The organism is Arthrobacter sulfonylureivorans (assembly GCF_047607445.1).
In the GTDB taxonomy this organism is placed as follows: domain Bacteria; phylum Actinomycetota; class Actinomycetes; order Actinomycetales; family Micrococcaceae; genus Crystallibacter; species Crystallibacter sulfonylureivorans_A.
Window position 1 is genome coordinate 1 of record NZ_JBLKRT010000032.1, and the last position, 25,720, is coordinate 25,720.

Annotated in this window: 35 protein-coding genes and 1 riboswitch; of the genes, 14 read left to right on the plus strand and 21 right to left on the minus strand. The window is 65.6% G+C overall.

Annotated elements, in window-relative coordinates; genetic code table 11:
• A partial coding sequence (locus ACMX2H_RS14800; RefSeq protein WP_414961427.1) for a hypothetical protein occupies positions 1-204 on the minus strand: 204 nt, incomplete at its 3' end.
• 87 nt (positions 205-291) lie between these two features.
• A riboswitch (SAM riboswitch) is annotated at positions 292-415 on the plus strand.
• A gap of 28 nt (positions 416-443) precedes the next feature.
• Here ACMX2H_RS14800 and ACMX2H_RS14805 point away from each other — a divergent pair.
• The 3 genes from ACMX2H_RS14805 to ACMX2H_RS14815 all read left to right on the plus strand — a co-directional run bounded on the left by ACMX2H_RS14805 (position 444) and on the right by ACMX2H_RS14815 (position 2,690).
• Positions 444-593 carry a hypothetical protein gene (locus ACMX2H_RS14805; protein ID WP_169304034.1) on the plus strand — a complete coding sequence of 50 codons (150 nt, stop codon included), beginning with the start codon at positions 444-446 and terminating at the stop codon, positions 591-593.
• On the plus strand, positions 590-1,069 hold the full coding sequence (locus ACMX2H_RS14810; protein ID WP_414961429.1) for a PIN domain-containing protein: 480 nt from the start codon (positions 590-592) through the stop codon (positions 1,067-1,069). The genes ACMX2H_RS14805 and ACMX2H_RS14810 overlap by 4 nt, the downstream gene beginning before the upstream one ends.
• Before the next feature lie 310 nt (positions 1,070-1,379).
• Positions 1,380-2,690, plus strand: coding sequence for an Nramp family divalent metal transporter (locus ACMX2H_RS14815; RefSeq protein ID WP_414961431.1), 1,311 nt, complete (start codon positions 1,380-1,382; stop codon positions 2,688-2,690).
• Positions 2,691-2,808: 118 nt separating this feature from the next.
• Here ACMX2H_RS14815 and ACMX2H_RS14820 read toward each other — a convergent pair whose 3' ends face one another.
• Complete coding sequence (locus ACMX2H_RS14820) at positions 2,809-3,021, minus strand: FitA-like ribbon-helix-helix domain-containing protein (RefSeq protein ID WP_414961433.1); 213 nt, start codon at positions 3,019-3,021, stop codon at positions 2,809-2,811.
• Positions 3,022-3,161: 140 nt separating this feature from the next.
• Complete coding sequence (locus ACMX2H_RS14825) at positions 3,162-4,409, minus strand: NAD(P)/FAD-dependent oxidoreductase (protein ID WP_414961435.1); 1,248 nt, start codon at positions 4,407-4,409, stop codon at positions 3,162-3,164.
• A gap of 132 nt (positions 4,410-4,541) precedes the next feature.
• On the opposite strand from ACMX2H_RS14825, the gene ACMX2H_RS14830 reads away from it, so the two are divergent.
• Together ACMX2H_RS14830 and ACMX2H_RS14835 are read left to right on the plus strand one after the other, a co-directional pair.
• Complete coding sequence (locus tag ACMX2H_RS14830; protein ID WP_414961437.1) at positions 4,542-5,051, plus strand: Lrp/AsnC family transcriptional regulator; 510 nt, start codon at positions 4,542-4,544, stop codon at positions 5,049-5,051.
• Positions 5,052-5,089: 38 nt separating this feature from the next.
• Positions 5,090-5,848, plus strand: coding sequence for an NADPH-dependent FMN reductase (locus ACMX2H_RS14835; protein WP_414961439.1), 759 nt, complete (start codon positions 5,090-5,092; stop codon positions 5,846-5,848).
• Between the two features lie 79 nt (positions 5,849-5,927).
• Here the strand turns inward: ACMX2H_RS14835 and ACMX2H_RS14840 are convergent, their stop codons facing one another.
• The 3 genes from ACMX2H_RS14840 to ACMX2H_RS14850 all read right to left on the minus strand — a co-directional run bounded on the left by ACMX2H_RS14840 (position 5,928) and on the right by ACMX2H_RS14850 (position 8,177).
• A complete protein-coding gene (locus ACMX2H_RS14840) occupies positions 5,928-6,908 on the minus strand; it encodes a hypothetical protein (protein WP_414961441.1) in 981 nt (326 codons plus the stop codon).
• A gap of 102 nt (positions 6,909-7,010) precedes the next feature.
• Positions 7,011-7,484, minus strand: coding sequence for a DUF4383 domain-containing protein (locus ACMX2H_RS14845; protein WP_414961443.1), 474 nt, complete (start codon positions 7,482-7,484; stop codon positions 7,011-7,013).
• Positions 7,485-7,781: 297 nt separating this feature from the next.
• Positions 7,782-8,177 (minus strand): SRPBCC family protein, encoded by a 396-nt coding sequence (locus tag ACMX2H_RS14850; RefSeq protein WP_414961445.1) that lies wholly within the window; start codon positions 8,175-8,177, stop codon positions 7,782-7,784.
• A 111-nt stretch (positions 8,178-8,288) separates the two neighbouring features.
• Between ACMX2H_RS14850 and ACMX2H_RS14855 the strand changes: the two genes are divergently transcribed.
• Positions 8,289-9,347: an App1 family protein gene (locus ACMX2H_RS14855; RefSeq protein ID WP_414961447.1), complete on the plus strand. Its 1,059-nt coding sequence runs from the start codon at positions 8,289-8,291 to the stop codon at positions 9,345-9,347.
• A gap of 82 nt (positions 9,348-9,429) precedes the next feature.
• Here the strand turns inward: ACMX2H_RS14855 and ACMX2H_RS14860 are convergent, their stop codons facing one another.
• Complete coding sequence (locus ACMX2H_RS14860; protein ID WP_414961449.1) at positions 9,430-9,927, minus strand: CarD family transcriptional regulator; 498 nt, start codon at positions 9,925-9,927, stop codon at positions 9,430-9,432.
• 81 nt (positions 9,928-10,008) lie between these two features.
• Between ACMX2H_RS14860 and ACMX2H_RS14865 the strand changes: the two genes are divergently transcribed.
• The gene (locus tag ACMX2H_RS14865; RefSeq protein ID WP_414961451.1) at positions 10,009-10,680 is read left to right on the plus strand and encodes a TetR family transcriptional regulator; all 672 of its coding nucleotides are present in this window, start codon (positions 10,009-10,011) and stop codon (positions 10,678-10,680) included.
• On the plus strand, positions 10,680-11,078 hold the full coding sequence (locus tag ACMX2H_RS14870) for a YchJ family protein (protein ID WP_414961453.1): 399 nt from the start codon (positions 10,680-10,682) through the stop codon (positions 11,076-11,078). The genes ACMX2H_RS14865 and ACMX2H_RS14870 overlap by 1 nt, the downstream gene beginning before the upstream one ends.
• A gap of 79 nt (positions 11,079-11,157) precedes the next feature.
• On the opposite strand, the gene ACMX2H_RS14875 is transcribed toward ACMX2H_RS14870, so the two are convergent.
• The 3 genes from ACMX2H_RS14875 to ACMX2H_RS14885 all read right to left on the minus strand — a co-directional run bounded on the left by ACMX2H_RS14875 (position 11,158) and on the right by ACMX2H_RS14885 (position 12,318).
• Positions 11,158-11,508: a DUF202 domain-containing protein gene (locus tag ACMX2H_RS14875; RefSeq protein WP_414961454.1), complete on the minus strand. Its 351-nt coding sequence runs from the start codon at positions 11,506-11,508 to the stop codon at positions 11,158-11,160.
• Positions 11,508-11,906, minus strand: a complete 399-nt coding sequence (locus ACMX2H_RS14880; RefSeq protein ID WP_414961456.1) for a YidH family protein — start codon at positions 11,904-11,906, stop codon at positions 11,508-11,510. Before ACMX2H_RS14880 ends, ACMX2H_RS14875 begins: the two co-directional genes overlap by 1 nt.
• 97 nt (positions 11,907-12,003) lie before the next feature.
• The gene (locus tag ACMX2H_RS14885; RefSeq protein WP_414961458.1) at positions 12,004-12,318 is read right to left on the minus strand and encodes a hypothetical protein; all 315 of its coding nucleotides are present in this window, start codon (positions 12,316-12,318) and stop codon (positions 12,004-12,006) included.
• A gap of 110 nt (positions 12,319-12,428) precedes the next feature.
• Between ACMX2H_RS14885 and ACMX2H_RS14890 the strand changes: the two genes are divergently transcribed.
• The gene (locus ACMX2H_RS14890) at positions 12,429-12,905 is read left to right on the plus strand and encodes an acyl-CoA thioesterase (RefSeq protein ID WP_414961460.1); all 477 of its coding nucleotides are present in this window, start codon (positions 12,429-12,431) and stop codon (positions 12,903-12,905) included.
• Positions 12,906-12,993: 88 nt separating this feature from the next.
• Here ACMX2H_RS14890 and ACMX2H_RS14895 read toward each other — a convergent pair whose 3' ends face one another.
• Positions 12,994-13,413: a MarR family winged helix-turn-helix transcriptional regulator gene (locus ACMX2H_RS14895; protein WP_414961461.1), complete on the minus strand. Its 420-nt coding sequence runs from the start codon at positions 13,411-13,413 to the stop codon at positions 12,994-12,996.
• 154 nt (positions 13,414-13,567) lie between these two features.
• Between ACMX2H_RS14895 and ACMX2H_RS14900 the strand changes: the two genes are divergently transcribed.
• Complete coding sequence (locus ACMX2H_RS14900; RefSeq protein WP_414961463.1) at positions 13,568-14,017, plus strand: helix-turn-helix domain-containing protein; 450 nt, start codon at positions 13,568-13,570, stop codon at positions 14,015-14,017.
• 112 nt (positions 14,018-14,129) lie between these two features.
• Here the strand turns inward: ACMX2H_RS14900 and ACMX2H_RS14905 are convergent, their stop codons facing one another.
• Both ACMX2H_RS14905 and ACMX2H_RS14910 read right to left on the minus strand, forming a co-directional pair.
• Entirely contained in the window at positions 14,130-14,558 is a 429-nt protein-coding gene (locus ACMX2H_RS14905; protein ID WP_414961465.1) for a DoxX family protein, read from the minus strand.
• A gap of 201 nt (positions 14,559-14,759) precedes the next feature.
• Positions 14,760-15,374, minus strand: coding sequence for a GyrI-like domain-containing protein (locus tag ACMX2H_RS14910; protein WP_414961467.1), 615 nt, complete (start codon positions 15,372-15,374; stop codon positions 14,760-14,762).
• Positions 15,375-15,441: 67 nt separating this feature from the next.
• Between ACMX2H_RS14910 and ACMX2H_RS14915 the strand changes: the two genes are divergently transcribed.
• Together ACMX2H_RS14915 and ACMX2H_RS14920 are read left to right on the plus strand one after the other, a co-directional pair.
• Positions 15,442-16,191, plus strand: a complete 750-nt coding sequence (locus ACMX2H_RS14915) for a M50 family metallopeptidase (RefSeq protein ID WP_414961469.1) — start codon at positions 15,442-15,444, stop codon at positions 16,189-16,191.
• Between the two features lie 219 nt (positions 16,192-16,410).
• Positions 16,411-16,713, plus strand: coding sequence for a DUF4193 domain-containing protein (locus ACMX2H_RS14920; protein WP_136787285.1), 303 nt, complete (start codon positions 16,411-16,413; stop codon positions 16,711-16,713).
• Positions 16,714-16,797: 84 nt separating this feature from the next.
• Here ACMX2H_RS14920 and ACMX2H_RS14925 read toward each other — a convergent pair whose 3' ends face one another.
• The 3 genes from ACMX2H_RS14925 to ACMX2H_RS14935 form a co-directional block, all read right to left on the minus strand.
• Positions 16,798-17,448, minus strand: a complete 651-nt coding sequence (locus ACMX2H_RS14925; protein ID WP_414961471.1) for an SDR family oxidoreductase — start codon at positions 17,446-17,448, stop codon at positions 16,798-16,800.
• A 93-nt stretch (positions 17,449-17,541) separates the two neighbouring features.
• A complete protein-coding gene (locus ACMX2H_RS14930) occupies positions 17,542-18,363 on the minus strand; it encodes a family 1 encapsulin nanocompartment shell protein (protein WP_414961473.1) in 822 nt (273 codons plus the stop codon).
• Complete coding sequence (locus ACMX2H_RS14935; protein WP_414961475.1) at positions 18,360-18,776, minus strand: ferritin family protein; 417 nt, start codon at positions 18,774-18,776, stop codon at positions 18,360-18,362. The genes ACMX2H_RS14930 and ACMX2H_RS14935 overlap by 4 nt, the downstream gene beginning before the upstream one ends.
• Before the next feature lie 320 nt (positions 18,777-19,096).
• On the opposite strand from ACMX2H_RS14935, the gene ACMX2H_RS14940 reads away from it, so the two are divergent.
• Positions 19,097-19,462, plus strand: a complete 366-nt coding sequence (locus ACMX2H_RS14940; RefSeq protein ID WP_414961477.1) for a DUF3040 domain-containing protein — start codon at positions 19,097-19,099, stop codon at positions 19,460-19,462.
• Positions 19,463-19,472: 10 nt separating this feature from the next.
• Here the strand turns inward: ACMX2H_RS14940 and ACMX2H_RS14945 are convergent, their stop codons facing one another.
• Genes ACMX2H_RS14945 through ACMX2H_RS14955 form a run of 3 tightly spaced genes read right to left on the minus strand, consistent with a single transcriptional unit; the run spans position 19,473 to position 22,463 of the window.
• The gene (locus ACMX2H_RS14945; RefSeq protein WP_414961478.1) at positions 19,473-20,129 is read right to left on the minus strand and encodes a response regulator transcription factor; all 657 of its coding nucleotides are present in this window, start codon (positions 20,127-20,129) and stop codon (positions 19,473-19,475) included.
• A complete protein-coding gene (locus ACMX2H_RS14950; RefSeq protein ID WP_414961480.1) occupies positions 20,126-21,358 on the minus strand; it encodes a sensor histidine kinase in 1,233 nt (410 codons plus the stop codon). Before ACMX2H_RS14950 ends, ACMX2H_RS14945 begins: the two co-directional genes overlap by 4 nt.
• 31 nt (positions 21,359-21,389) lie before the next feature.
• Positions 21,390-22,463: a hypothetical protein gene (locus ACMX2H_RS14955; protein ID WP_414961482.1), complete on the minus strand. Its 1,074-nt coding sequence runs from the start codon at positions 22,461-22,463 to the stop codon at positions 21,390-21,392.
• A gap of 101 nt (positions 22,464-22,564) precedes the next feature.
• On the opposite strand from ACMX2H_RS14955, the gene ACMX2H_RS14960 reads away from it, so the two are divergent.
• On the plus strand, positions 22,565-22,948 hold the full coding sequence (locus ACMX2H_RS14960) for a hypothetical protein (protein ID WP_414961484.1): 384 nt from the start codon (positions 22,565-22,567) through the stop codon (positions 22,946-22,948).
• A 43-nt stretch (positions 22,949-22,991) separates the two neighbouring features.
• Here ACMX2H_RS14960 and ACMX2H_RS14965 read toward each other — a convergent pair whose 3' ends face one another.
• Positions 22,992-24,521 (minus strand): MDR family MFS transporter, encoded by a 1,530-nt coding sequence (locus ACMX2H_RS14965; RefSeq protein WP_414961486.1) that lies wholly within the window; start codon positions 24,519-24,521, stop codon positions 22,992-22,994.
• A gap of 305 nt (positions 24,522-24,826) precedes the next feature.
• Complete coding sequence (locus ACMX2H_RS14970) at positions 24,827-25,720, minus strand: C40 family peptidase (RefSeq protein ID WP_414961488.1); 894 nt, start codon at positions 25,718-25,720, stop codon at positions 24,827-24,829.

Sequence of the window (25,720 nt, forward strand, 5' to 3'; positions counted from 1 at the left end):
GAAGAAGCCGATGTCCACGTGGGTCGCCGTGCGTGTCTCTACGTTGGTCTCCGCGCGGGTCTCCACGCGCTCGCTGGCGCTCGCTTGGTCGACCACCGGGGCGCTCGCTTGGTCGACCACCGGGGCGCTCGCTTGGTCGCGGGTCTCCACGCGGGTCTCCGCGCGGGTCTCCACGCGCTCGCTGGCGCTCGCTTGGTCGACCACCGGGCGCATGAAACGTTACGTTGCCTGTTACGCGATGTGACCACCGTCTCTGACATGTGCCAGCCGGACTGGCTAAAGTAGCACTAGCTTCAAGAATTGTGGCCGCCAAGCTCCGACTTTGGCCACATACCAACCCCACGCTCGTTGGGTGGTTCGGATGACGAAGCGGCCTGCATCAGCCACTGGCTACCGGTGCAGGCAAGAGCACCCGAAAGGACTCGGCGCCCGGCGCCGCTGCCATGGACACCCTTGAATCCCCGCAACTCCAGGTCCTAAGTCTGGCCGACTACGAGCAGGTCTCCGCAGCAAGGGAAGCCTTTGTGGACTTCCTGCTGGATGCGGCAGTGCAAACCCGCGGGCAGCAGCGCGCCGTCGCCGCGGCCCGATGACCAGCACGACCCAGTCAGCACCGGCGGCCGCCGAGAGCTCCGGACGGCGGCGAGCCCGCGGCCTGCTGCTGGACACCGACGTGGTCGCCGAGCTCAGGCGCGAGAACCCGGACCCCGCCGTCGTGGAGTTCCTGCAACGGCGCCGCCGCTCGCGTGTTTACATTTCGGCGCTGACATTGGGGGAGTTGCACGCGCTCAGCACCCAGGACAGCGCACTGACCGGGCAGGCGGATGCATGGCTGGTCGAGCTGACCGAGCGGTTCGCGGCCTACATCCTTCCGGTGGACCTGCAGGTTGCCGCGGCTTGGGCGCCGTTGGCCATCCAGGACGTTCCGGCCGTCGAGTCGCTGATCGCCGCGACAGCCGTAAAACACTGCCTCACGGTGGTGTCCGGCAATGCGGAAGGCTACCGCCGGCTCTCGGTGGAGGCCTGCGACCCGTGGCAGCAGCCCGGGGCGGCTAACACCGGCGAATAACCGGACGGGGTGCCCCCGGGGCGGCTAACACCGGCGAATAACCCGGACGAATAGCCTCAGTGGGACTGACTGTGAAGCGTCCGGCAGGCGCCCCGGCCCGCCAGGGTGTGCAAACAAACACAGTCCCGCAGCTATTTTCCGTCCAGCGGAGCCTCTGCGACGACGAACGGTTCCCCCTGTGGCCCCTTCGATGATTTACTGACCGGGCGTTCGGAACGCGTGAGAAACTAAACGGGGTCCGGTGACGGGCGGCACTCTTGCCGCCCGTTTTCTGCGGACAGGCTCCATTACGGTAAGGAATACATGGCTCATGGCCACTGAGAACAATGCCCCGGGCGCGATTGATGCCGCTGCCCGGGTGGACAACGACGGCGGCGCTCCCGCCAAGTGGAAGATTGTCGGTCCCGGCCTCGTCGTCGCGGCCACCGGCGTCGGTGCTGCGGACATGGTTGCCACGCTGGTGGCCGGGTCCCGCTACGGCTACGGCTTGTTTTGGGCGGTGATCGTCGGCGTCATCCTGAAGATCATCCTGGTTGAAGGCGCCGGGCGCTTCTCGCTGGCGACCGGCAAGACGATCTTCGAGGGCTGGCGCTCGCTGGGCCGCTGGACCACCTGGTACTTCGGCCCCTACATCATGATCTGGGGCTTCGTTTACGGTGCCACTGCAATGTCGTCGGCGGCGCTGCCGTTGGCCGCGGTGTTCCCGGTGCTGCCGCTGTGGGCCTGGGCCATCCTGATGGGCTTGGCCGGTTTTGTCATGGTGTGGTTCGGCAAGTACGCCATGTTCGAGAAGATTACCGCCGTGCTTGTCGGGCTGATGTTCGTCACCGTGGTCGGCCTGGCCATTATTGCCGTGCCCAACATTCCGGAAATGATCGGCGGCCTGGTGCCGATGATCCCGCAGGAAGAGGGCGCCATGTTCTACACGCTGGCGCTGGCCGGCGGCGTGGGCGGCACCATCACGCTGGCCGCCTACGGCTACTGGCTGCGTGAAAAGGGCTGGCACACCCCCAAGTGGATGCGCGTCATGCGGATCGACAACTCCGTGGCCTACATCATGACCGGCATCTTCGTGATCGCCATGCTGATCGTCGGCGCCGAGGTGGTCCGTACCGCTGGCGTCTCGCTGAGCGCCGGTGACGAGGGTCTGCTGGACCTCTACGAAGTGCTGAAGGTCGAGTACGGCGATGTGGTCGGCACCGGCTTCCTGGTCGGCTTCTGGGCGGCGTCGTTCTCGTCCATCATCGGCGTCTGGAACGGCGTTTCCCTGATGTTCGCCGACTTCTGGGGCAACATGCGCAAGAAGGAGTCCGGCCACCCGGACACCCGCGTGGGCGGCAAGTACTTTAAGTTCTACGTGCTCTGGCTGACTTTCCCGCCGATGATCCTGTTTGCCTTGGGCAAGCCGATTGCGCTGATCCTGCTCTACGGTGCGCTCGGATCGCTGTTCATGCCGTTCCTGGCACTGACGTTGCTGGGCCTGCTGAACGGCAAGCGCATCCCGAAGGAGTGGGCCAACCGGCTCCACACGAACATCGCGCTGGGTATCTGTGCGCTGCTGTTCGTCATCCTGGGCGTGCGCCAGCTGTGGACCGCCATCGCCCCGGTCTTCGGCGGCTGATCTCAGACACTGCAGTGCTGCCCCGTACCGTCCGGTGCGGGGCAGCACTGTTTAAAACGACGACGACGGTGCGCTGCCGCCGGTTGCTGCAGACGGGCTTGGTCTCGTGGCCGGTTGCTTAGTGCGGGCCGGTCCGGCGGCGACCGCCGCCTTCAGTTTCGTCGCCGCCGACCATCGATGCGAGAAGATCGTCGGCTTCGCCCAGTCCTCGAACAACCTGGACAAGGATGGCACGGGCTTCGGCCTCGGGCGTGCGATGGTGCGCCTCCGCAAGGATCCGGAGTCCTTCCAACGTCCTCGCATCCACATCCGGCACGGTCAGGGATTCCATGAGAGCCACCTTTCCTGGGGACGCACGGCGCCCCGGATGCCGCCCATACTAGACCCGCGCGGGCCAGGTGTCAGCGGAGGCGGGGACCGCCCGTGGCCGGTAGCCCGTGCACCGGGCGAATGGTGGCCCCTGCCCGCCGCTCAGCGCAACGGATCGAACGGCCGGATCTCGTCCGGCACCCGGCCGGTGACAATCTGCTCGGCCAGCAGTTTGCCGGTGGCCGGGCCCAGCACAATGCCCCACATCCCGTGGCCGCCGGCCACGAAGACGCCGGGGGAGCGGGTGGCGCCCACCAGAGGCAGCCCGTCCGGCGTGACCGGGCGCGGGCCAACCCAGATGTCCTCAAGATGCTCCAGGTCCATGTTGGTGAACAGCGGCCGGACCGAGGCCAGGATGGCGTCGATCCGCCCGGTCTGCAACGGCTCGTCCGGGCCTCGGAACTCCATAGTTCCGGCGATGCGCAGCCGCCCCTGATACGGGGTGCAGGCCACCCGGCGGGCGGGGAAGTAAATGGGGAACTCGGCGGGCTGGTCCGTTTCCACGCTGAAGGAATATCCCCGGCCGGCCTGCACCATGGTGCGCACGCCCAGTGGCTTGGCAAGCTCAGGCAGCCATGCCCCCGTGGCTAAGACAACGACGTCGGCATGGAAGGGCTCTTGGGCATAGGTCTCCACCGAGATCCCGGTGTGGCCGTGGCGCAATGAGCGGACCTCGGCGCCCGGGACGATCTTCCCGCCGCGTTCCACCACCGCTTCCGCCAGGGCCTCCACAAACGGGCCGGGCTCGAGGAACCGCTGTCCCTCCAGCTCGAACACCGTGGAAACGGCGGCGGACAGCTGCGGCACCTTCATCTGGGCGTCGTCCAAGCGGGTCAGTGGAGCGGACTGTCCGGCCTTCTCCACATTGGCCAGCTCGTGAACAAAGTGGTGGCTTTCCTTCTCGTCTTCGAAGCCCACAATGAAGGGGCCCTTCCGCGTCCACGCTTCGACGCCGTTGTCCGTCAGCTCATCAAAGCACTCCAGCGCCATCCGGTCGATCGGCGTCAGCGCGGCCATGGTCCGGTCCCACGCCTTCTGCGTGCCGTGCAGCGCGAAGCGGGCCAGGAACTTCCACAGCTGCGGATCCATCCGCGCAGGAACGTGCAGCGGCGCTGCGGGATCAACCAGCGCCTTCGGGCCGTAGGTCCAGACGCTCGGATCCGACAACGGCATGGCCATGCCGGGCGTCAGCCAGCCCGCGTTACCCCACGATGCACCGGCGGCGACGCCGGACCTGTCCAAAACGGTCACTTCCACGCCGCGTTCCTGCAGGTGCCAAGCGGTGGCCAGCCCCACCATGCCGGCCCCTACAACGACGGCGGTGCGGGGGGCGTGTGCGCGAGAGTACATCGGTGCTCCTCGGGTTGTATCTGCTCTCGCCACCCATGGTGAACAATGTTTATCAATATCTCAAGCGATTGGAAGAAGATTCTGCAAGACTGAGTAGCATTAGAGGAAAGTTCAAAAAGTGGTAGCTGTCACATGGTGGAACCGAACGAAATTCGTCCCCCTATGGGGGCTCCGGCCGGGTCGGGATTGGACCGCATCAACCGCTTGATCGTGGAACTGCTGCAGAACGACGCCCGGACGCCCAATAACGCGATAGCGGCAGCGGCCGGCATTGCGCCCTCGACATGTTTGAGCAGGATCCGTTCACTGCGCGAGCGGGGTGTGATCCGGGGTTTCCATGCCGACGTCGATCCCGCGGCGGTGGGGCGCGGCCTGCAGGCACTGATTTCCATCCGTCTTCAGGCGCATGCCCGGTCGAACCTGGCAGAGTTCAAGGACTATTTGGCCGGGCTGCCCGCGGTGGAGGGAATCTTCTTCGTCACCGGAGACCGCGACTTCCTGATCCATGTGGCCGTGGCGGACTCAAGTGCGCTCCGCGACCTCGTGGCAAACAACCTCAGCCTTCGACCGGAGGTTGCCGGCACCAATACCACCGTGATCTTCGAGCACGTCCGCCCACCGGGAAGTGCGCTCGCCCCCTGACCGCTATTTGTTGACATGTCATTCTCCGCGAAGCTAGCATGGTTGAAACGTCAAGCAATCTATCGAAGGCTGCCATGTCCTGGTTCAAGAATCTTTTCAGCAAGTCCAGCGCCCGCCGGTCTGCCGCCAACCCGGCAGCGCCCGTCTCAAGCGAGAACACCACCGCCAGTGCGGCTGCCCCGGCGGCAGTGGAGACAGCTGCTCCTGCGGAATCCACCGCGCTGCCCAAGGTCGCCATCATCACCGGCAGCACCCGCCCCGGCCGGGTCAACGACTCCGTGGCCGCCTGGGTGGCCTCCGAACTGGCCGGGCGGACCGACGCCACGTTCGAGGTGGTCGACATTGCCGACTACAACCTTCCGCTGCTGGATGAGGCGTACCCCGCCGCCTACCAGAACTACCAGGCCGACCACACCAAGGCCTGGTCGGCCAAGATCAGCGAGTTCGACGGCTACGTCTTCGTGGCCAACGAATACAACCACACGGTCTCGTCGGCCCTGGCCAACGCGCTGTCCTACCTGAACGCTGAATTCAACAACAAGGCCGCCGGCATCGTTTCCTACGGTTCGATGGGCGGCGTCCGCGCTGCCGAGCACCTGCGCAACCTCTTGGCCGAACTGCAGGTGGCCGTCGTCCGCAACCAGGTGATGTTCTCGCTGTTCACCGACTTTGAGAACTTCGCCGACTTCAAGCCGACCGAGCAGAATGCCGGCACGCTTGCCCCCATGATCGACCAGCTCATTCCCTGGGCCCAGGGCTTCGCCACCATCCGCACCCCGCAGGCCGCCGCTGTCTAAGGCCGCACTTCCTGCCGCACCGCCCGCCGTTCCCCATCCGGCGGGCGGTGCCATTTAACGTGCAGGACGTCGCGAGCTACTAGCCGCCGGCCGCCAAGATGCTGGCCATGGAGGCAATGAACCCCGGAAGACATGCGATGCCCAGCCCGAGCAGGACGATTCGCCCGGCCAGCATCACCTGGCGGTCCCGTGCGCCTGACGGCTGGGACTGGCTTGCGGTTGGCGACGGCGCCGCTCCCATGCCGGTCTCCGCGGGGTGGCCGGGCTGCCCGGCGGCCATGGCCAGCCGTTGATCCGCGGCCGCGGGGATGTCCGCCTCCCCGGACTGGAGCCGCCGCCTCACGGCGGCCGCCGCCCACAGCACGCCGATGGCGGCAATGATCCCTGCCACGACAATGATGCCGGCCGGACCCAGCAGCACAAGGAACAGCGCCAAGGGAATGTACCAGCGCAGATCCTTCACCGCCCCAATGAACGGGACGCGCCGCGACAGCCAGCCGGTGGCCAGGGCGAGCAGCAGGCCATGGCCAATGGCCAGCGCGGAGAACACGGCCACCGACAGCCAGCCGGGCCCGACGATTTGGAAGTCCCGGTTGTCCGGCCGCAGCGGATCCAGGACGGTCGACAGCGCCAGGAGCAACAGCAGGCCGTAGACGGCACCGCCCGCCCGGCCGGCGGGCAGCCAGCGCCGCAGCATTCCGTAGAGGAGGGCAGTGAGCATGCCGATGGCGATGCCCTGGACCAGCAGGAATCCGGTTCCTCCCACACTGATTTCCCCGATGACCGACCCGTTTTCCGTGAACCTGTTGTCGTCCTCGGGCGACGTCGCCGCCAGCAGCCGCATCACCAGCCGTCCGTCGGCGCCGGCCATGCACACGCCGGCCACACCTCCACCGACCAGCAGGACGTTGGCCCACCACAGCACTTGGCGCGCAACGTTCGGCAGGAGAGCGCCGCCGTCGTTAGCGGAGGAGGGAAGCTGGAAGCGCTCCCCTCCTCCGAACAGCACTGCTGCCAGTCCTGCGGCCAGCAGCAGACCGCAGGCGATCATGATCATCACGCGGTTAGTATCCAGTGGACTCGAACGCCAGCGAACCCCAGTCATAGACGACTGGGGTTCGCGGGATCACCGTCTGGCCGGGAAACCGATAGTACGCGGCGACTAGGTTGTTGCTTCGTGCGCCTCGTCCCGACGGCGAACCATGTAGGTGATACCCAAGGCCAGCATGACCGCGCCGAGGATGAAGTTCAGCCAGTTGGTGGCTGTATTGGTGGACAGGAAATTGGCCCCATATTCGGCGGGTCCGACGATCAGGCCGTACAGCCACATCGCGAGGTACAGGATGCCTGCTCCCATCAGGAATTCGCGGGCACCATTGACGGTGCGGCTCATGATGTAGCCCACCACGCCTACCACCAGGTAGACGATGTTGAGCAGCATGGACACTTGGAACACATTGAGCAACTTCGCTTCGGAGCCACCGGCGAAGGCCATCTCTCCGTAGTTCATTGTGATGCCAGGGATGAAGCCCAGGACACCGATCACAAAGAGAACAATTCCCGAAGCCATCGCAGCATTACGCACATTCCCGCGGGAGACATGTGCGTGATGGGCATGCGGTGATGCGGTTGTCATTTCTCCTCCCAAACAATGAGTTTTGAAACTTCGTCGAGTGACAACTCGGCCGTTGGTAGGGCGCATCTGACGTCGAAACCAGCGCTTTCAGTGTACGTCCGTTTGCCCGCTATGGCGGGAAAAAATCACGACGACGGCGGCCGGCTTGGCGCGCCAGCACGGCGCTGCGGGCGGTCCCGAGCAAGCGGCGGCGGCGGGCCGGCCGTGAGCGTCAGCACCGCCCGTGGGGAGCGACGGCGGTCGGCCGGCGCTGCTGCGCCAGACCCGGTTCGGCCAGGCTGGCGATGCTTTGGGGCGTCAGGCCTCGAGCAGACGTTTGAGCGTGTGCAGGTCCTGGTCCACCGCCGCCGCATCTGCGTCGAAACTTGACTCATCCATGCCTTCGCGGCGGTACAGCGTGAACACCACTTCCGCGCCGTCGCCGTTACCGAGCACGCGCAGCGGGTTGTAGATCGACTCGCCTGATGCGGTCACGACGAAGTGGTCCAGCACGCCAAACTCATTGCGTTCGGCAAACTTCACCCGCACGGGTCCGGTGGATGTTTCCGCGACCCAGGTGTCGTCGACCATGCCGATCGAGGAACTGAGGCCGGCAGCCCACTTCGGCAGGTTCTCCGGATTGCCGGCGAACTCGTAGACCTCCCCAACGGGGCGGTTGATGGCAATGCTGATGTGCCGCGCTGGAAAGGTCATGGCACCAGTCTTCAGGTTCGCTTCGGCGCGGACAAGCCCCGGTGGCCGGTCCTGGCGGCCGCAGGGGCGGATGATGGGAGTGCGGGCAGCAACGCATGACAGACTTGGACCATGGCATCTAGGACTGGCAACGGCGAAGACCTCCAGGAGAAAGCAGCCCACATCGGCATGCGCCTGGAAGACCGCTGGCAGGCATACCGCGAACGACGGGCGCGGCGACGCGGCTACGTGGCTACCGTCATGCCGTTCACCGGCTACGGCACGGCGGGCTGGGTCCGCGTGCTCGGACGGGTGGTCATGGCCCGGCCCGGTGCCTTCGACAACGGCCGGATGCCCTCCAAGCTGGTGGCCGACGGTATCCGCGGCTGGCGGAACTTCATCAGCCCGCCGGTGGCCAACGCGCGCGTGACCATCTCCGCTGCCGGCGTCGAGCACCACGTAGTGGCCGACCGCGGCGGAGTGGTGGATGCACGGGTCTCCGTGGATCTTGCGCCCGGCTGGCACACTGTCACGCTACGCTGCGAGGACTCCGAACCCGTAGAAGCTGCAGTGTATGTGGTGCCGCCGGGGGAGCGGTTCGGCGTGGTCTCCGACGTCGATGACACGGTGATGGTCACCGCTCTGCCGCGTCCGCTGCTGGCGGCCTGGAACACTTTTGTGCTGGATGAGCATGCGCGCAATCCCACGCCGGGCATGGCTGTGATGCTGGAGCGGGTGGCGCGCGAACATCCGGGCAGCCCGGTGCTCTATCTATCCACCGGTGCGTGGAATGTTGCGCAGACCTTGACCCGGTTCCTGTCCCGGAACCTGTATCCCGACGGCGCCTTGCTGCTCACCGACTGGGGCCCCACCAAGGACCGCTGGTTCCGCAGCGGCCAGGCGCACAAGGCGGACCAGTTGCGGCGGCTGGCCGAAGAGTTCCCGGACATCAAGTGGCTGCTGATCGGCGACGACGGTCAGCATGACGAAGCCATATACGCCGGGTTCGCGCTGCGCTACCCGGGGCACGTGGCCGCCATCGCCATCCGGCAGCTGTCGGTCAGTGAAGCCGTGCTGGCCGGCGGTCGTTCACAGGACCGGCCCAGCGGCCCGGCGCGCAGCATCCCCTGGATCTATGCGCCCGACGGAAAGGGACTGGCGAACCAGCTCCAGCAGCTGGGAATCCTGTAGTCCCCACGTCAGATCGAGTATTCAACAGGCGGCCTTCTCAGAGCTGAAAAGGCCGCCTGTTGAATAGTCGAATCGTGGTTGGTCAGACCGTGGCGTCGACCGGGCCGAAGACCGCTTCGATCATGGCGCGGGCCGTGTCGTTGTCGGTCTTCTCCGCCAGGGCGAGTTCCGAGCACAGGATCCGCATGGCCTGCTCGAGCTGGTGCTTCTCACCGGCGGAGGAGCCGCGTCCGAGGGCGCGCAGCGAGAGATCGCGGACCACTTCGCTGACCTTGTAGATGTCGCCGCTGTTGATCTTTTCCTGGTTGGCCTTGAAGCGGCGGGACCAGTTCTCCTGGTCTTCGGGCACCTTCGCCTTGAGGATCGCGAAGACCTCCTTGACGCCCTTTTTGCTGATGGCCTTGCGCACACCGACCGTTTCCGCGTTGCCCAGCGGCAGTTCGATCATCAGTCCGTCATGGTGCGCGCGGAACTGCACGAACTTGGTCTGGCAGTCCTTGAACGGACGGGTCCGGAGATCGGTCACGGTGACGGCGCCGTGCGGGGGGTAGACGAGGGTGTCGCCAACTTTGATGTTCATTGATGCCCTTTCATGCCATTATGGCAGATACTGCCACATTGGCAGCGATTACTCAAATATTGGGGTATCTTGGAAGCTGCTATGCCACAGAAATCGCCGATCGACGGCGCTTCCAGAACCGACGTGCCCGGCCCCGCCACGGCTGAGCTCCCTACTGCCGCACCCGGATTAAGGGAGCGACGGCGGCGCCAGACCCGGACCGAAATCAGCCAGGCCGCGCTGCGTCTGTTCCAGGAGTACGGCGTTGATGCCACCACCGTGGACGGCATTGCCAACGCCGCCGGAATCTCCCAGCGCACGTTCTTCCGGTACTTCACCAGCAAGGAAGAGGCGGCCCTGCCTGCGCACCAGGACTTCGACGCAGCACTCGAAGCCGGGCTGCTGACCATCGACCCGTCGGGCAATCCGCGCGAAGAGCTGGAACGTGTCTACCAGCAGGTGATGCAGGGGTACGCGGACAACGATGCCCCGCAGGCCCGCAGCATGTTGCTGGTCAACCAGCTGATCCGGAAGGAGCCGCTGCTGAAGGCGGCCCTGCTGAAGCACAACGCCACCCGCACCACCGGGCTGGTGGATGCGCTGATGGACAGGTTCGGCCGCGACGGCGTCAGCGACCTGCAGATCAGGCTGGCCTTCGAGACCTGCGCGGCAGTGGTCCGCGTGGCCTTCGAAGTCTGGGTGACCCGGCGCGAGGCGGGCCGAGACGACAACCTGCCGGACATTTACGCTTCTGCCCGGCAACTGGCCCACTGATGAAGACTTTGCCGGTCGATGCGGTGTGTCCCTGCCAGAGCGGGAAAGCCTATGGCCAATGCTGCCGGCCGTTCCACCGCGGCGACGCCGACGCGCCGACCGCTGAAGCCCTGATGCGTTCGCGCTACACGGCGTTTGTGGCAGGCGACGTCGACTATCTGCTGCGAACCTGGCATCCGGAAACACGGCCGGCGACCCTTGAATTGGACCCCGGGCTGGCATGGACCGGACTGGAGATCCTGAGGACCGTGCGCGGCGGCGAAGCGGACCGCGCGGGCACGGTGGAATTCCGCGCTAGCTACCGCGAGGACGGCCAGGACAGGGCGCAGCAGGAGAAAAGCACGTTTGTGCGCGAGGACGGCCGCTGGGTCTACCGCGACGCGCTGTCACAGTCCTGAAACTCTCCGGCCGGGATAGCCCGGGCAGGCTGCCGTTCCTGCAGCCACTCTGCTGCCCGCCCAGCGCCGTCGTCGTGCATCAGTCCAGGGTCAGGAACAGGACGGCGTAGAGGCCAAGCGCGCCCAACACCACCACGCTGCCGGCGACCCAGGCGGCTGCGGCGACATCCGCGTGAATCCTTTCGTTGGCGATGCCGGAGACCGCCCGGTGGTAGCGCAGTTTCTGCGTGATGTAGATGCCCAGGGCCGTGCACAACGCAACGGCCATCAGGGTTGCGGTAAACCAGCCATATTGCGGAAACCAGCGCAGGAACATGGCGGTCGCCACGATCATGGCCAGGGTGGTCCGGCTCCAGGCCAGCGAGGTGCGCTCGGGCTGCAGCCCTGCGTCGTGGTGTTCCGGCTCCGGGAGGGAGCGGGCGCGCCGCATCAGGTCTGCCGCAGCAGGACGAAGATCAGCAGCAGGGCCGCCACCACCCCGCCGCCAATGGCCAGGATCGGGGCAATCAGCGGAAGCGGCAGGGGAGTCTTGTGCCGCATGGACCGTTCCACGTTCAGCCAGCGGAAGAAGGAACCGCAGCCGATCGCCATCGCCAGCACCAAGAGGATGACGGCGATGGTCGTGCGGATCGCCGGAACGAAAATGTCGGTGGTGAACGCCTCCACGGCGATGCCGCCGGCCACCAAAGCCAGCGATGTGCGGATCCACGCGAGGAACGTGCGTTCGTTGGCCAGTGTGAACCGCGGATCGGGTTCGGTGCCGCCACGGAGCAGCTTGGCGGCGAACTTGCCGCGTTCCGGACGGGGTGAAGGCGATGAAGTAGGCACGGCTTCATGGTAGTCATGTCTGCGGCAGGGCAGCGTGCATGACAGCCCGGACCCGCACTGACGCCGGACGGTCCGCAAGAACAACAGGGGCGCCCGGTCAGGCCGCCGGGCGGTCCCCGTCGTGGTTCTCTTGGTCCATCCTGGTCACGGTGAAGAAGCGGTTTCCCGCGCCCTTGCGTGAACTCGGCACCAGGAGCTTGGAGTATTTTTCACACCACTGGGCGGTGCCGACGGAATCCGCGGTTGCCGCTGCGATGGCTTCAATATCGTCGGACCACCCCAGAACGCGCTCGCCCTCGAGGCAGAACTGAATGAGGCCCAGTTGGGTATCGACATGGAGTTCGACGTCCACCCAAACGTCGAAACCCGGTACCGTGCTGGCTGTATCTTCTGTTTCGTATGTATTCATCATGAGACTTGTGTTGCGCATCACACTATGCGGCGCCCTCCCACTATAGGGTTCCGGATCCGGAATGCCAAACGGTTTCCACAGCGTAAACGGCCGGTAAAGTAAATCGGGCCATGACCGAGACACCTTCCGCCCAGCGCCTGTCCTGCAACGTTCCGATGCGTTGGGGCGACATGGACGCCTACGGGCACATCAACAATGTGGAGATCCTGCGGATCCTGGAGGAAGCGCGGATCCATGCGTTCGGCCCGCCGGCCGGAACCGGAGGGCCCGGGCTTGAGGTGGACCTGCCGGTCTTTTCCGACCTGCCGGAATCCACCCAGGCTCTGGTGGCCGAGCACCGGGTCAAGTACGTCCGGCCGCTGAACTACAGCAACATCCCGGCGCACGTCGAGGTCTGGATCAGTGCGATCAAGGGCGCCAGCCTGACCATCGCGTACATGATCATGGACCCGGTGACCGCCGAACAGTGCGTGCTGGCCGAAACTACGCTGGCGTTCTTCCACACGGACTCCGGCCGGCTGCTGCGCCTGAGCGACCGTCAGCGGGAGATCTTGGCACCTTACGTGGGCGAGTCCAACTTTCGCTGAAACAACGACGGCGGTGGGCCGGCTGCGTCCCGCCGCGCACCGAGCGCTTGGCCAGGGTCTGACCGTCCTGTCGCGGCGGCTCTTGTTCCTATCCGTCCCAGCCGAGATTGCGGGCGATGCGTTCCAGGACGTCTAGGGTGGCATCGTATTCGTCGTCGCTGATGCCCTGAGCCAGGACGGCCCGCGTGCGGTCCACCACGTCGCCGAGCGAGGCGAGGCTGGCCCGGCCCGTACTGGTCAGTGCGTAGTGCCCGTCTTCCGAGCTCACCCAGCCGCTTTCCACCAGCTCTTCTACCGGCGCCTGTGGCCCTTCGTCGTCCGTCTCCGGGATGAACGGGCCCAGCGCCTGAGTCAGTTCGTCGGCGGTGGACGGTTCCTCCGACAGCAGGTTCATTAGCTGCCACTGCCGGCGCGTGATGCCGTGTTCTTCCAAGGTTGCGACGAACTGCTCGTCGATCAGGCGGTCAACGAGCTTCAGCCAAAATCCGATGGGTCGTAGAGATGCCATGCCGACACCCTACAAGGGAGGCCTCCTGCTGATCGACCTTATGCATCAAATCCCCTGCGGAACTGTCGGTGTGAATGCTTTTCTGCCGTCAGCAGACCCTGCTGACTCCGGGGCGGCGGGTTTCTACGATGGAACCAGTCAGAAGGGAGTTCACGTGCTCGAACTTCAGAAGCTTCAGCAGCAGTCCGTTTCCGGACCGGTGCCGCTGCTGCGCGATGTCTACGGAACTGTGCTGCGCCGGGAACGCCGGCGCCAGCGACGCACCCTCGACGACGTGGCCAGTCGCGCCGGAGTGTCCCTTCAATACCTGTCAGAGATTGAGCGCGGCCGCAAAGAAGCCTCCTCGGAGATTCTTGCGGCGATCTGCACATCTCTGGGGTCCGGGCTGGCTGCTTTCCTGGCCGCGGCGCACCGTGAATTTGCTGCCGCCGAGCGCCGGCCGGTACTGGATCTGACATGGCCGGTGCCGCCGACTTCGTTGACCTCGGCTGCCTCGCGCCCAAGCTCAGGGCCGGCCGCCGGGACAGAATCCGGCGCAGTGGCAGAACCGAACCCTGGCGCCCAGGCCGTGCCTCCGCCGTCGTCCATCTTGATGGCCGCTTAGGCCTGGCCATCACGGCGGCCGGCGGCTCGGCACTGTTCCGGCGGATAGCACAACGGGCAGGTGCGGCCTTGCGGCTGCGCCTGCCCGTTGTGCTTGCTGGCTGAGGCTGTGGTTAGGCCATGGCTGCCAGTTTGGTCTTGCCGAAGAGGGCCCGGTCAACCGAGATTCGGCCGGGGCCGACCAGCGCCAGGGTCAGTGCGGCAGCGCCGAGCAGCAGCACCAGTTCGTAGCCGCCGGCTTCGACGAACACCCCGGCGGAAATGTGGACCAGCACCAAGGCGCCGATCATGTTCAGCGTCAGCAGGGCGGCGACCAGTCGGGTCAGCACCCCGAGGATCAGGGCGATGCCGCCGCCCAGTTCCAGGCCGGCAACGATCGGAGCTGCGATGTCGGCGGCGGGGATGCCCATCTGGCCAAACGCGGCCTGGGTGCCGGCAACGGTCCATTCGTTGAACTTCTGCCAGCCGTGGGCTGCGAAGAGGAAGCCCAGGACAACGCGGAGGACGGTACGTGCGGTGGTGGTCAAAGCGGAGTTGGTCATGATGTTTTCACCGTTTCAATGGTCAGGGGAACTCGGCCGTCTGGAACGAGCGATAAGCATCAGAGGTTGACGCTTCAACTAAATCTTGACAGAAATAATGTTGAAGTGTCAACTTTCGCCTTCGCGGGCGCCCGCTCGCATCGGGAAGGCGTCCACAGCGGAAGGGAGGAGACGCGGTTCGGGCAGGGCGGGCCCGGCGACTCAAGCCCGGCGGACCGGCTGGCGCAGGATGGTCTTGAGCTTGGCCGGGTCGGTCCTGCGGGCATCGCTCAGGTAGATCTCGTGGTGGCGTCCCACCGGTTCCAGCTTGTTTGCCGGCAGGTATTCGTCGTGCAGCCGGGCCAGCACGGGTCCTTCGTCGTCGTACGGGCCCACATGCATGACCTGGACGCTCAGTCCTTCATCCAAGGACCCGAACCGGAGCGCGTCCACGGCGGGAAGTTCCTTCTTGGCCGCTGCCTGCTGCATCGCGTCTTTGATCTGGTCCGGCCCCAGCCAGTCGGGCTGGCGGATCATCAGCGTCCATGACCACTCGTCCTTGGCGCGGCGGGTGAAAGCGGACATATCGTTGGCCCACCACAGGCCTTCCAGCGGGCCGACCACGTAGTCGCGGGCGAACTGCTTCTTGCTGGCGAACTTCACGGTGTAGGAGACGGAGTACAGGGCCTCGATCACGTGCCCGTACCATTCTGACGTGTTCGGATTGCCGTGGCCGTCTGCCTCCAGAAACTGCATCGGCGGCACAGTGACCAAGCGGAAGTCCTTGCCCGGGGAGTAGAGCTCCTTCTGGTCTTTTTTGAAATCCAGCTTGTCCATATTTGCTTTCCGACGTCGGCGAATGTGGTCTAGTTATATCGCGTAGTCACAGCTGAGACGAGGGAAAATGCTGCAGCAGTTCGCCGCCGAATGGTGGCGCAGGATCACCGACGGGTTCACGCGGGGCGAGCCGCTTGAGACCGGACTCCTGGAGCTGGCGCTGATCCTGGCTGTGGCGCTGGTCTTGTCGGTCCCGCGCGGGAGTTGGCGGTACTTCGGTTTGTTCGTCACTGCGGTCCATGAGCTCGGGCACGCTTTTGCAGCGTTGACCACCGGCCGGCTGGTGCGCGGGATCCATCTGCGGTTCGACCAATCCGGCGCGATGATCAGCCGTGGGGCGGGACCTGCCTCGGCCGCCTGGGCAGGGTTCTGGGGATATCCCGTGCCTGCGCTGGTGGGAGCGGTGCTAGTGTGGGCAGCGTTCACCGGCTGGTCTGGCGCTGCGCTGTCGGTGAGTGCGCTCCTTCTGCTGGCCACGCTGCTGTTTATCCGGAATCTCGAGGGCATCGTGATTGCTGTTGGGCTGGCGGTTGCCTCCCAACTGCTGGTCTGGTTTGCGCCGGTGGAGTTCCTGGGCCATCTGACTCTGGCGATCGGCATCGGGCTGCTGGTTGGAGCCGTGCGGGACTGGTTGAATCTGCTGAGCGTGCACACACGGCGCCGCCATCAGCTAGCCAATTCGGATGCGTTCATCATGGCCAAGCGCACGGGGATTCCGGCCGCGTTCTGGCTGGCCGGGTTCGCCTTGGTCATTCTGGCCTGCTGGGCCGGGGCTGTGGCAACCGTAGCCCGCATCGGCGACGTGGTGAACCTCTAACGGCTGCCGCTCAGCACCCAGGCCTGAACCCCTGATAGGCGTGGTTTTGCCCACAGTAAATTCCGCCTTCACAGCGCGATGCAGCGGTTCCCGAGGGGCGGGAATTATCGCCCTCGGCGAGACGTTGTTGAATCGATGTTGAAATGTCTGAATGAGCAGCTATGATGGGCGCTCGCAGATAGGTCAAAACAACTAGCACATCAGGAGTTCTAAACCCGCATGGCAACCGATTACGACGCACCGCGCAACAAGGACGACGACAACAACAATGAGTCGCTCGAAGCCCTTCAGGCCCAGCGCTCCGGCGGTGCGAAGACCGCGCTGATCGACGTCGAGGATGCGGACACCGCCGAGGGCATTGACCTTCCTGGTGCCGACCTCTCCGGCGAAGAACTGGTAGTGCAGGTTGTTCCTCCCCGCGAGGACGAATTCACCTGCTCTTCCTGTTTCCTGGTTCGCCACCGCAGCCAGGTGGCCCGCGAAAAGAACGGCGAGAAATACTGCCGCGACTGCGAAGGCTAAATTCCACGTTCCGAACCCCGCGCTGATGGAAGCGCGGGGTTCTGTTGTTAATTAGGAAAGCGGTTTGCCTGTACGTCAGGCGACTCAGACCTCGCGGATGGCCTGACTGATCGGTGTGCTGCCGTTGATGAATTCGATCACCTTGCCGGTGGTGGACGGTACGGCCAGCACCTCGGCGGCGACCATCGCGACGTCCTCCCGGCTCACCTGACCGCCCTGCGTCCCCGGTCCGGCCTGGATCTTCCCGGTCGCCGGCTCCAGCGTGAGCGCGCTGGGACCCAGAATCGTCCAGTCCAGCGACGTTGACTTCAGGTACTCGTCCGCGGCCGCCTTCGCCTCGGCGTACGGGAAGAACGAATTGTCTTCCGGGACTCCGTGATCCTTGCCTGCGCCCAGGTAGGACACCATGATGTACCGCTGCACACCGGCCGCCGACGCGGCATCCATCGAGCGGATCGCGGCGTCACGATCCACAGCATAGGTTCGGTCGGGATTGCCGCCGCCGGCCCCGGCGGACCAAACCACGGCGTCGTGCCCGCGCAGTTGATCGGCCAATTCCCCAGCGGTGGCGGTCTCGACGTCGGTGACCATCGGCGTCGCACCGGCGCCCCGCACATCGGCGGCATGATCCGGATTGCGGATCAGCGCGGTGACCTGGTGACCTTGGCCGGTGAGGATGCGGGAGAGGTGGAGCGCGACCTTGCCGTGGCCGCCAATGATGGCAATGCGGGACATATGCTTCCTTCCGTTGTGGTCTTTCCCAACTTAGGCATGCCAACCCGGGCGACGCCAGCGCCCGTTACCTCTGGAAGAACGACGTCCTCGGCTCTAGCCGTCGCTGCCGGTCAGATGAATCGCGGCCTCCGGGGTGGCCACCCGGAAGCTAAACGACTGCTCAATGTACAGATAGACGAACTCTTCGTCGTGCCGGTCGTAGCCGACCGACAGGTCTTGGCCCGACTCGAACAGGAAATCTCCGCCGCGCAGGCTCATCACGATCGCGCCGCGGACACCGGGCGCCCAAATAATCGGTCCGCTCAGCAGCTTGCGCAGGTGCTCCGACAACAGATATCCGCCGCGCTCGGTTGCCTCCACCACGGCGGTGTAGTGGCCGGGGCCGAGCGCCAGCCCGAACGGCCCGCCGATACCCACCTGGAGCAGGGCCGAGACAGCCTTGGCCACCCGCTTGGGGTAGTCGTTGAAGTCCGGGACGCGCGGTATGGGGGCGTGCGGGGTGGCGCTGGTGACTCCCGTGATGCCCACCTGCCGCCAGCCGTGAAAGACGGCTGCGTTCTCCGCAGTGGCAATTTGGAGTGCAGCCTCATCCAAATCGGTCAGGTCCACATCGGCGGCTCCCCGGTCATGGTCCAGCAGCTCCATGCGGGACACCTTGAACGGCGCCCTCACCTCCACCAAGGGGAGCACACCGCGCTGCCGCGCCGCCACGCCGTCGGCCGGTGCCGGTCCGGTCACCTGCTCCGTGCGGCCCAAATTGGTGGCGGAATACTCCCAGCCGAATGGGCCGGCGAAATCGACCATCTTTCGGGCGCCCAAAGCCACGGTGAGCCGCTCCCTGGCTTCCTGGTCCAACAGCTTCCAGCCGCCGTCGGAAATCGGGGCGTGCTCGCGCAGCAGATGGTTGACGGTCATGCGAAGTCCTCCCTGAGGCTGCCGATCCCCAGCGAGGAGTCAGGGCCAACTGGTCCGGGCGGCCCGGAGCCTGCGTCAGGTGCTTCCGGGCTGGATCCGGCCGCGGCCGCCGCCTCGGCGGCGCCGCCGTTGGCCACGATGTCGCCGTCCTGGAACAGCGTGCCGCGGGCAATGCTGCGCCACTTCGGCTTGCGCCGCAGCAGGAATTCCAGGTCCATGCTGAAATGCTTGAACTCCTCGGCCAAGGAGTCCTCCATGATGGCGACCGATTCCGGGTCTTTCTCCAACGACATGCGTTGCTCGTACCAGCCGATCGCCTCGGCTTCCTCGGTCAGATTGGCGCACATCCGCGCAAACGTCCGCGTCTCGGCGGAGAGTTCTTGGGCGGGTTCGTGATACTGGTCAAAGCCCATCTGGATTCCTCCGTGAGGTTGTGCCTCTGAGCCAGCGTAGCCACGGCCCAGCAACCTGACTACCCCCGGCGGCGGCTGAGCCCCGCTGTCCTGACGCTCGGCTGACCAGACAGGCCGCCCGGTCTGACCCCCGAATTCCAAGCTGCGTGGCTCTGAATTCCGGGCTGAGTGGGCCCTCCGCGTAACAGTGTGAAACCGACTGTTGTGCGGGCTGTGATTTTCATACCCTAAAGGCCGTCAGCAGTTGCCCCACCGGGAGATTCCCATGAACAGCCACACGCAAGTGCCCGCGTCCGTCACAGAATGGGCCGGCACCAACGATGAAACTTTCTGACGCTGAACAGCGTGAACTAGCCAGCATCGAACGTCATCTCGCCGCCGAAAATCCGGCCTTGGCTCGCATGCTGTCGATGCCCGGACGGCCGTGGCCCACCGGGACCCGACACCCAAGCGAGGCCGAACCGCCGGGCGACGCAGGGGCGGTGATCACCCTCTCGCTGCCGATCGTCGGCCAGCAGACCCCACCCGTGCCCGAACAGCCCCAGCCCAAGCGGCGCAGCCTGGGTCGCTGGCTGATGGTTGCTGGAACGGCAACGGTGGCCGCAGCCCTGTTGACCGGGACCGTCGCTATCGCCGTGGGGGGATTCCTGCTGATTGCCATCGGCAAACACACGGCCGACGTCTAGGACGGGTGTTTCAGCCACCGGGGTTCATGAAGCCGGATTCATAGGCCGCGATGACGGCTTGCGTTCGATCCCTGACGCGCAGCTTCGACAGGATTGAACCAATGTGGGTCTTGATGGTCTCGGTACCGAGGAACATGGACTGCGCAATTTCCTGGTTGTTGTAACCGCGGGCCAGATGACGCAGGACCTCGGCTTCCCGGCTGCTCAGTCCGGCAGCAGCAACACGGTCGGGGGCGTTGCTGCCATGGACTGCGGCCAACTCGCGAAGCTTGGCCGGGAACACGATGGAATCGCCGAAGGCCACGGCACGCACCGTGTGCAGGAGTTCCTCCGGCCGCGCGCGTTTGAGCAGGAAGCCGTCCGCGCCTGCTTTGAGCGCCTGGTAGACGTAGTCGTCGCTTTCGAAGGTGGTCAGCATCAGGATCTTGGGCCGAGCGTCGCCGAGGGCCACCAACTGAGCGGTCGCCTGGATGCCGTCCATCTGCGGCATCCGAACGTCCATCATGACCAGGTCTGGCTGCAGCCGCCGCACTTCCGGCCAGACGTCCGTTCCGTCGGAGGCTTCACCGACGACCTCGATGTCCTGATGCGCACCGAGAATGGCGGCCAGACCGGAGCGGACCAACGGTTCGTCGTCTACAAGAAGGATGCGGATCGGCTGGTTCACCGGGCTGGCTCCTGCCACGGGATGTCTGCGGACAAGATCCAGCGGCCGCCGTTCAGTTCGGTGCGAGTGCTGCCGCCCGCCAGTCTGGCACGCTCCTGCATACCTGCGAGGCCGCGGCCTCCGGCCCTCGAGGCAGTCTCTCCCGCTGGTTCGGCAACCGGATTCTCGAGTCGAACGCGCAGACAGCCGTTAGTGGATTCAAGGTGCAGCAGTGCCTCCCGCGGTGCAGCGTACTTGAGTGCGTTGGTGAGTCCTTCTTGCAGGATCTTGAACGCGGGCTCCGACGCTCCTGCCGGTACGTCCGCCAGCACCAAGCTGTCGAACCGGCGGACTACCTGCAGTCCCTGCTCTTCCATGCGGTCCAAATAGCCGGGCAGCTGACTAAGTCCCGCGGAGCTGTCTCGGTACTCTCCGGGAGACCGTAAAAGTCCGATCACTCGGTCGAGCTCGGCCAGTGCGCTGCGGCCAGTGTCGGCGACGGCGCGCATCGCCCGCACTGCGCCATCGGGATCACGTCCCAACAAGGCTTCCGCGGCAGTCGCCTGCAAGGTGGTCACCGTCAGGGCATGGCCCACCGAGTCGTGGAGTTCGCGGGCAAGCTCGTTCCGTTTGGCTTCCATCCGCGCCTGTTCTTCTTCTAGCACCTGATGTTCTGCAGCAGAGGGGCCGAGGAGAAGCGTTGCCCAGTGCGGCAGCGCGATGCCGGTCAATATGGTGAAAATGATGACTCCGGTGCCCAGCCCCAATGACCACAGCGCCGCCGTCGTGCCATCGGTGAACGGGACGACCGCGGCCGCCAGTTCGCTGGCGGAATCCGCGTTGCCGAGCATCGGCAGGATCAACACGGCCACGATCAGCGGGGCCGCGAACGCGATGGCCACGAGGGTCAGGCCCCCGGCCATGAGATGAACAAGGTACCAAACCGCGCCCCTGATCCGTCGCTGCCGCGTCGCGGGACCGGCGGGTTCAGCCAGTTCCAACCCGAGGAGCTCACCGACGGCGGTTCGTTCCAGCGCCCGAGTGGCGGAGAGCGCGGCAGGCACAGCGAGCAGGAGGACCAGCACGGTAAACGCGACGGCAGCGTTGGCCGGACTGACCGCGGCCAGCTGGGTGGCCCAGATGAAGACAACGATGTACGGGACAGCGAGCAGGGCGCCGATCATCATGAACACGAAGTGCCTGAAGATCCGCCCTGCCCGCTGTAGGGGCCTTCGGCCCGATTCTGTCATGGGCTCATTCTCTGCCATCGAGTGCCGACCGTCATCCGCTGAGCCCGCACCGGCGGCAGGAACCGCGGTGTTTGAGGTAGTAGGCCAGTGTCGCGGCGCCGAGCAGCACACCCCACGGAATCCACAGGAGCGTCGGTCCGATGGTTGCCCAGTTGGCCCAGTCGAATGGGATGCCGCCTGTACCGCGGATGGTGGACACACGAATCATCTCCGACCCGGCGGGAATCACAATGAGGGATACAAAGCCGGCGGGAATGGCAGCCAACAGGACCGGAATCCGGCGTCCGCCCAGGAAAGGGATCCGGCGGGGAAGCATTGAGCCCCAGCGCTGGATCAGGCCCAGCGTCAGCAAGACTCCGAGCACTGCCATGGACGCCAAGCCAAGACCGGCGTAGACCTGACCGTTGTTCTGCATCTGCTGCAGGAAGGCTGGCTCGATTCCGAGCGGTATGCCCGCCGCCCAAGCAAAGCGCGTGACGGCATAGACTCCCGGAATGATGGCTGCGGCGATGGTCACCGGCTTTGCCCGCCGTCTGACCGTGGCAGCGGAGGAATGGCGACCGCACGCGACGCAAGCGCCCGAACGCCGGCGAACGGCCACGGTGGCGGTCAGGATCCAGAGCGCCACACCGATGATGCAGGCTATTTGATGGCCCACAATCGGCCACGGCAGATCGACCGCTGTCTGCAGGAAGCCGGGATCGGTCAGCGACTTGACCGCGAGGAACGGCAGATAACCCAGCGTCGCCAAGATACTGCTATCCACAACCGCCAGCAGCACGATGCCAGAGAAGACGGACGCGAAGGCCGTGGCTCCGGCCGCGGAGGCACGGCCCGGAAGCAGCCGGTAATGGACGGCGAACCCCAGCAAACATCCCGCCATCGCCAGGGACAGCAGGACGTAGCTGAGGACAGTGCCCAGCGGCCCATTCCATTCGTGGGACAGGGCCTCGGCGGGAACCAGAGGCAGGGAACCGTGCGCCAGCAGGAAGAACACGGCGGCTACCGAGTAGCAGCCCGCCGCCAAGGCCGTGATCAACGGCACCCGCTCGATGAACCGGTTCCGCGCCGCTGGTAGATGCTCTTGTATGTCTGAAATAGTCATGCTGCCAGTCTTCTCGCCGGCGGTCGCGCGCGGATCCCGCTGCCGGGCGAGCAGCATCCCCCGAATGAGGGAATGCGACTGCCGCATAGTAAAGTTGCCGGGTGATTCGCCGATACTCTGCTCTGCTGATGCTCCCGCTCGTCGCCTTGGTTGCCACTGGCTGTGGCCAGATCGAACAGGCGGCTTCCGACGCCGCCGACCAGGCCGCCAATGCGGCTTCCGAGGCTGTCAGCCAGGCCGCGTCCGACCTGGCCAACGCCGCTGTCGGCGAAGCCGTCAAGCAGGCATGCGCCCCGATTCAGGACGGCAACATCGGCGCGGAAGACAAGCAGCTGCTCGGCGGACTGGTCTCGGCCGCAGACGCCGCCGGCGTTCCCGCCGAGATCACCGGCCCGATGTCGCAGATCGCCGAATCCGGCGACCAGGTCCCGGCCGAAACCGTCGCCGCCATGCAAAAGGCGTGCGATGACTACAGCGCCGGCTAGAGTCCGTACGCACGCACTGCGCCGCGGCGCACTTTAGTCAGGCTTAGTGCGCCACCGGCGCATGTTTCCCGGCGACCTCGGCAGTTTCGTCTTCCACCGGTTTGCGGATGAAGAACGAGGCTGCCACGGCCACCACGGAGATGATGGCACCGGCCAGGAACGCGGCCCGCACCCCTCCTGCCACCGCGGCCGACGTGTCGGCGCCGCCCGCGGTCAGCCCTGCTGTCTGCATGGACATCACGGTGACGAACATGGCGGTGCCCGCGGCGCCAGCCACCTGCTGCACGGTGCCGATGATCGCGCTTCCGTGTGAGTACAGCGGCCGCTGCACCGAACCCAGACCGGCTGTGAACAGCGGCGTGAACAGCAGCGCCAAGCCCAGGCTGAGCACGATGTGCGCAGCCAGCAGCGTCAGCGGGGCCGTGTTCTCGGTGACCGTGGATAAGTACCACAGCACGGCGCTGACCAGGACCGTTCCCGGCACCAACAGCACAGTCGGTCCGAACTTGTCGTACAGCCGGCCCACAGCCGGTGCCAGCAAGCCCATCAGCAGACCGCCCGGCAGCAGCATCAGACCGATCTGCAGCGGTTCCAGTCCCAAAACCTGCTGCATATATATAGGGAGCAAAATGATGGTGCCGAACAGGGCTGCCATGCTCACTGCCATCAGCCCCACGGACATGGAGAAGTTAACCGCGCGGAAGGGCCGCAGATCCAGCAGCGCCTTGTCCGAGCGCTGCAGCCGCAGCTGGCGCAGCAGGAACACCAGCAGCGCCACCCCGCCGGCCGCAAACGCGATCCACATCGCGGCACCCGAGGTGGGCTCCGCCGTCGTTGTGCCGTGTCCGGAACCCACTTGGCTGAGCCCGTAAATCAACCCGCCGAAGCCGATCGCGGAAAGCACCACCGACGGCACGTCCAGCGGCACCTGCCGGGGTTCGCTGACGTTTTGGATCCGCCGGTTGCCGACCAACAGCATTGCCAGCGCGATCGGCAGGACCAGCCAGAACATCCAGCGCCAGGACAGCGCGTTGAGGATGATGCCGGAGATGGTCGGGCCGATCGCCGGCGCCACCGAAATGACAATCGAGACGTTGCCCATGGTCTTGCCGCGGTCCTCCGCCGGCACCAGGTTCATCAGGGTGGTCATCAGCAGCGGCATCATGATCGCCGTGCCTGACGCCTGCACCACGCGCGCCACCAGCAGCACTTCGAACCCCGGAGCCAGCCCCGCCAGCAGCGTGCCCGCAGAGAACAGCATCATGGCGGCAGTGAACACCTGGCGTGTGGTGAAACGCTGCAAGAGGAAACCGGTCACCGGGATGACCACCGCCATGGTCAACATGAACGCGGTGGTCAGCCATTGGGCCGCGCGGGCGCTGATGTGCAGGTCTTCCATCAGTTCCGTCAGGGCCACGGACATGATGGTCTCGTTCAGGATCACCACAAACGCGGAAACCAGCAGGATGCCGATCACCCGGCGGTTGCGGCGCGACTCCTCAGCCGTCAAACCGCTGCCCCGGACCTGTCCGGGCTGCGCCGAGGCACTATTCGTCAACGGTTCATTGCTCACAGGAGAATCCTCGGGTGGAGTGCGTGCTGTTGTGGTCGGCCGTTAAGGGCCCAAGAACGCCGGCGAAAACGGCGGAATAGTAGTCTAACCCTCGGGTATGGTCGCCTATTCCCGCTGCCCAAGCGCTGCCAACTCACGACGCCGGTGCTCGCCGCCGCGGGAATGTCACCTCGGAACGGGGGCAGCCCGGCAAGCGTGGAGGCCCTTTAAAGAGGAGAGGCCCCGCCGGCGCAAGGCCGACGGGGCTCCCTGTGTTCCTGGGCCGGTCGTTGGGGGAGTGAACCGTCCCAGGAGTCTGTGGTGAGTTAGATGGTGTAGTAGCCGGTGACCGGCATAGCGCTCACGTCGTGAACCAGGGTGCCCTGGCTCGGGTTGAGGGCGCTGATCATCTTGCCGCCACCCAGGTAGATGCCGATGTGGGCGCCACCGTTCTGTACAACCAGGTCGCCCGGCTGCGGGTTGCTGGTCGGGGTCAGGGCGCTGCCCTGGGTCTGGCTGGTGCGGGGCAGGTCAACGCCCACCTGGGAGTAAACCCACTGGGTGAAGCCGGAGCAATCCCAACCGGAGGTGGAGGTGCCGCCCCAGACGTAGGGGGTGCCGACGCCCTGCATGGCAATGTCCACGATGCTCTGGTTGCCGCCGGTGGAGGCAGGCTTGATGTCGGCGCTGGCCAACGAGACCGTGGCGGTGTCCGCCGGGGCAGCCTGGGTGGCCGCGGTGGCAACGCTGGCGGCCTCGGCAGCCTGGCCGCCGCCGGACTGGGTGCCCTGGGCGGAACCGGTCAGTGCGATCTGGTCGCCCGGGTAGATGATCGTGTAAGCGTCTAGGCCGTTGATGGCCAGCACGTCCTGCACGTTCTTTCCATACTGGTCGGCGATCGTACCGACGGTGTCGCCAGCAACCACGGTGTGGGTGGCAGCGTCGGAAGCAGCTTCGGTCGTGGCAGCGGGTGCCGTCTCGTAGCTGGCCGGGGCAGCGGTGTCAGCCACATCGGCCGAACCGTAGGTCGGAACGGTAACGTCCGCGGCGGCGTTGGCCGGCAGGCCGACGCCCAGCATCAGACCGCCGGCGGCCGTAACGACGGCGGCGCTGCGGCCGACGGTGCCGGCGTGGGACGAAACAGCGTTGGACAGGCCGGCCACAGTGGTGTTGCGGACCGGGGTGGCGCGGTGGCGTGCACGGTTGTTTTTGAGCAGCAA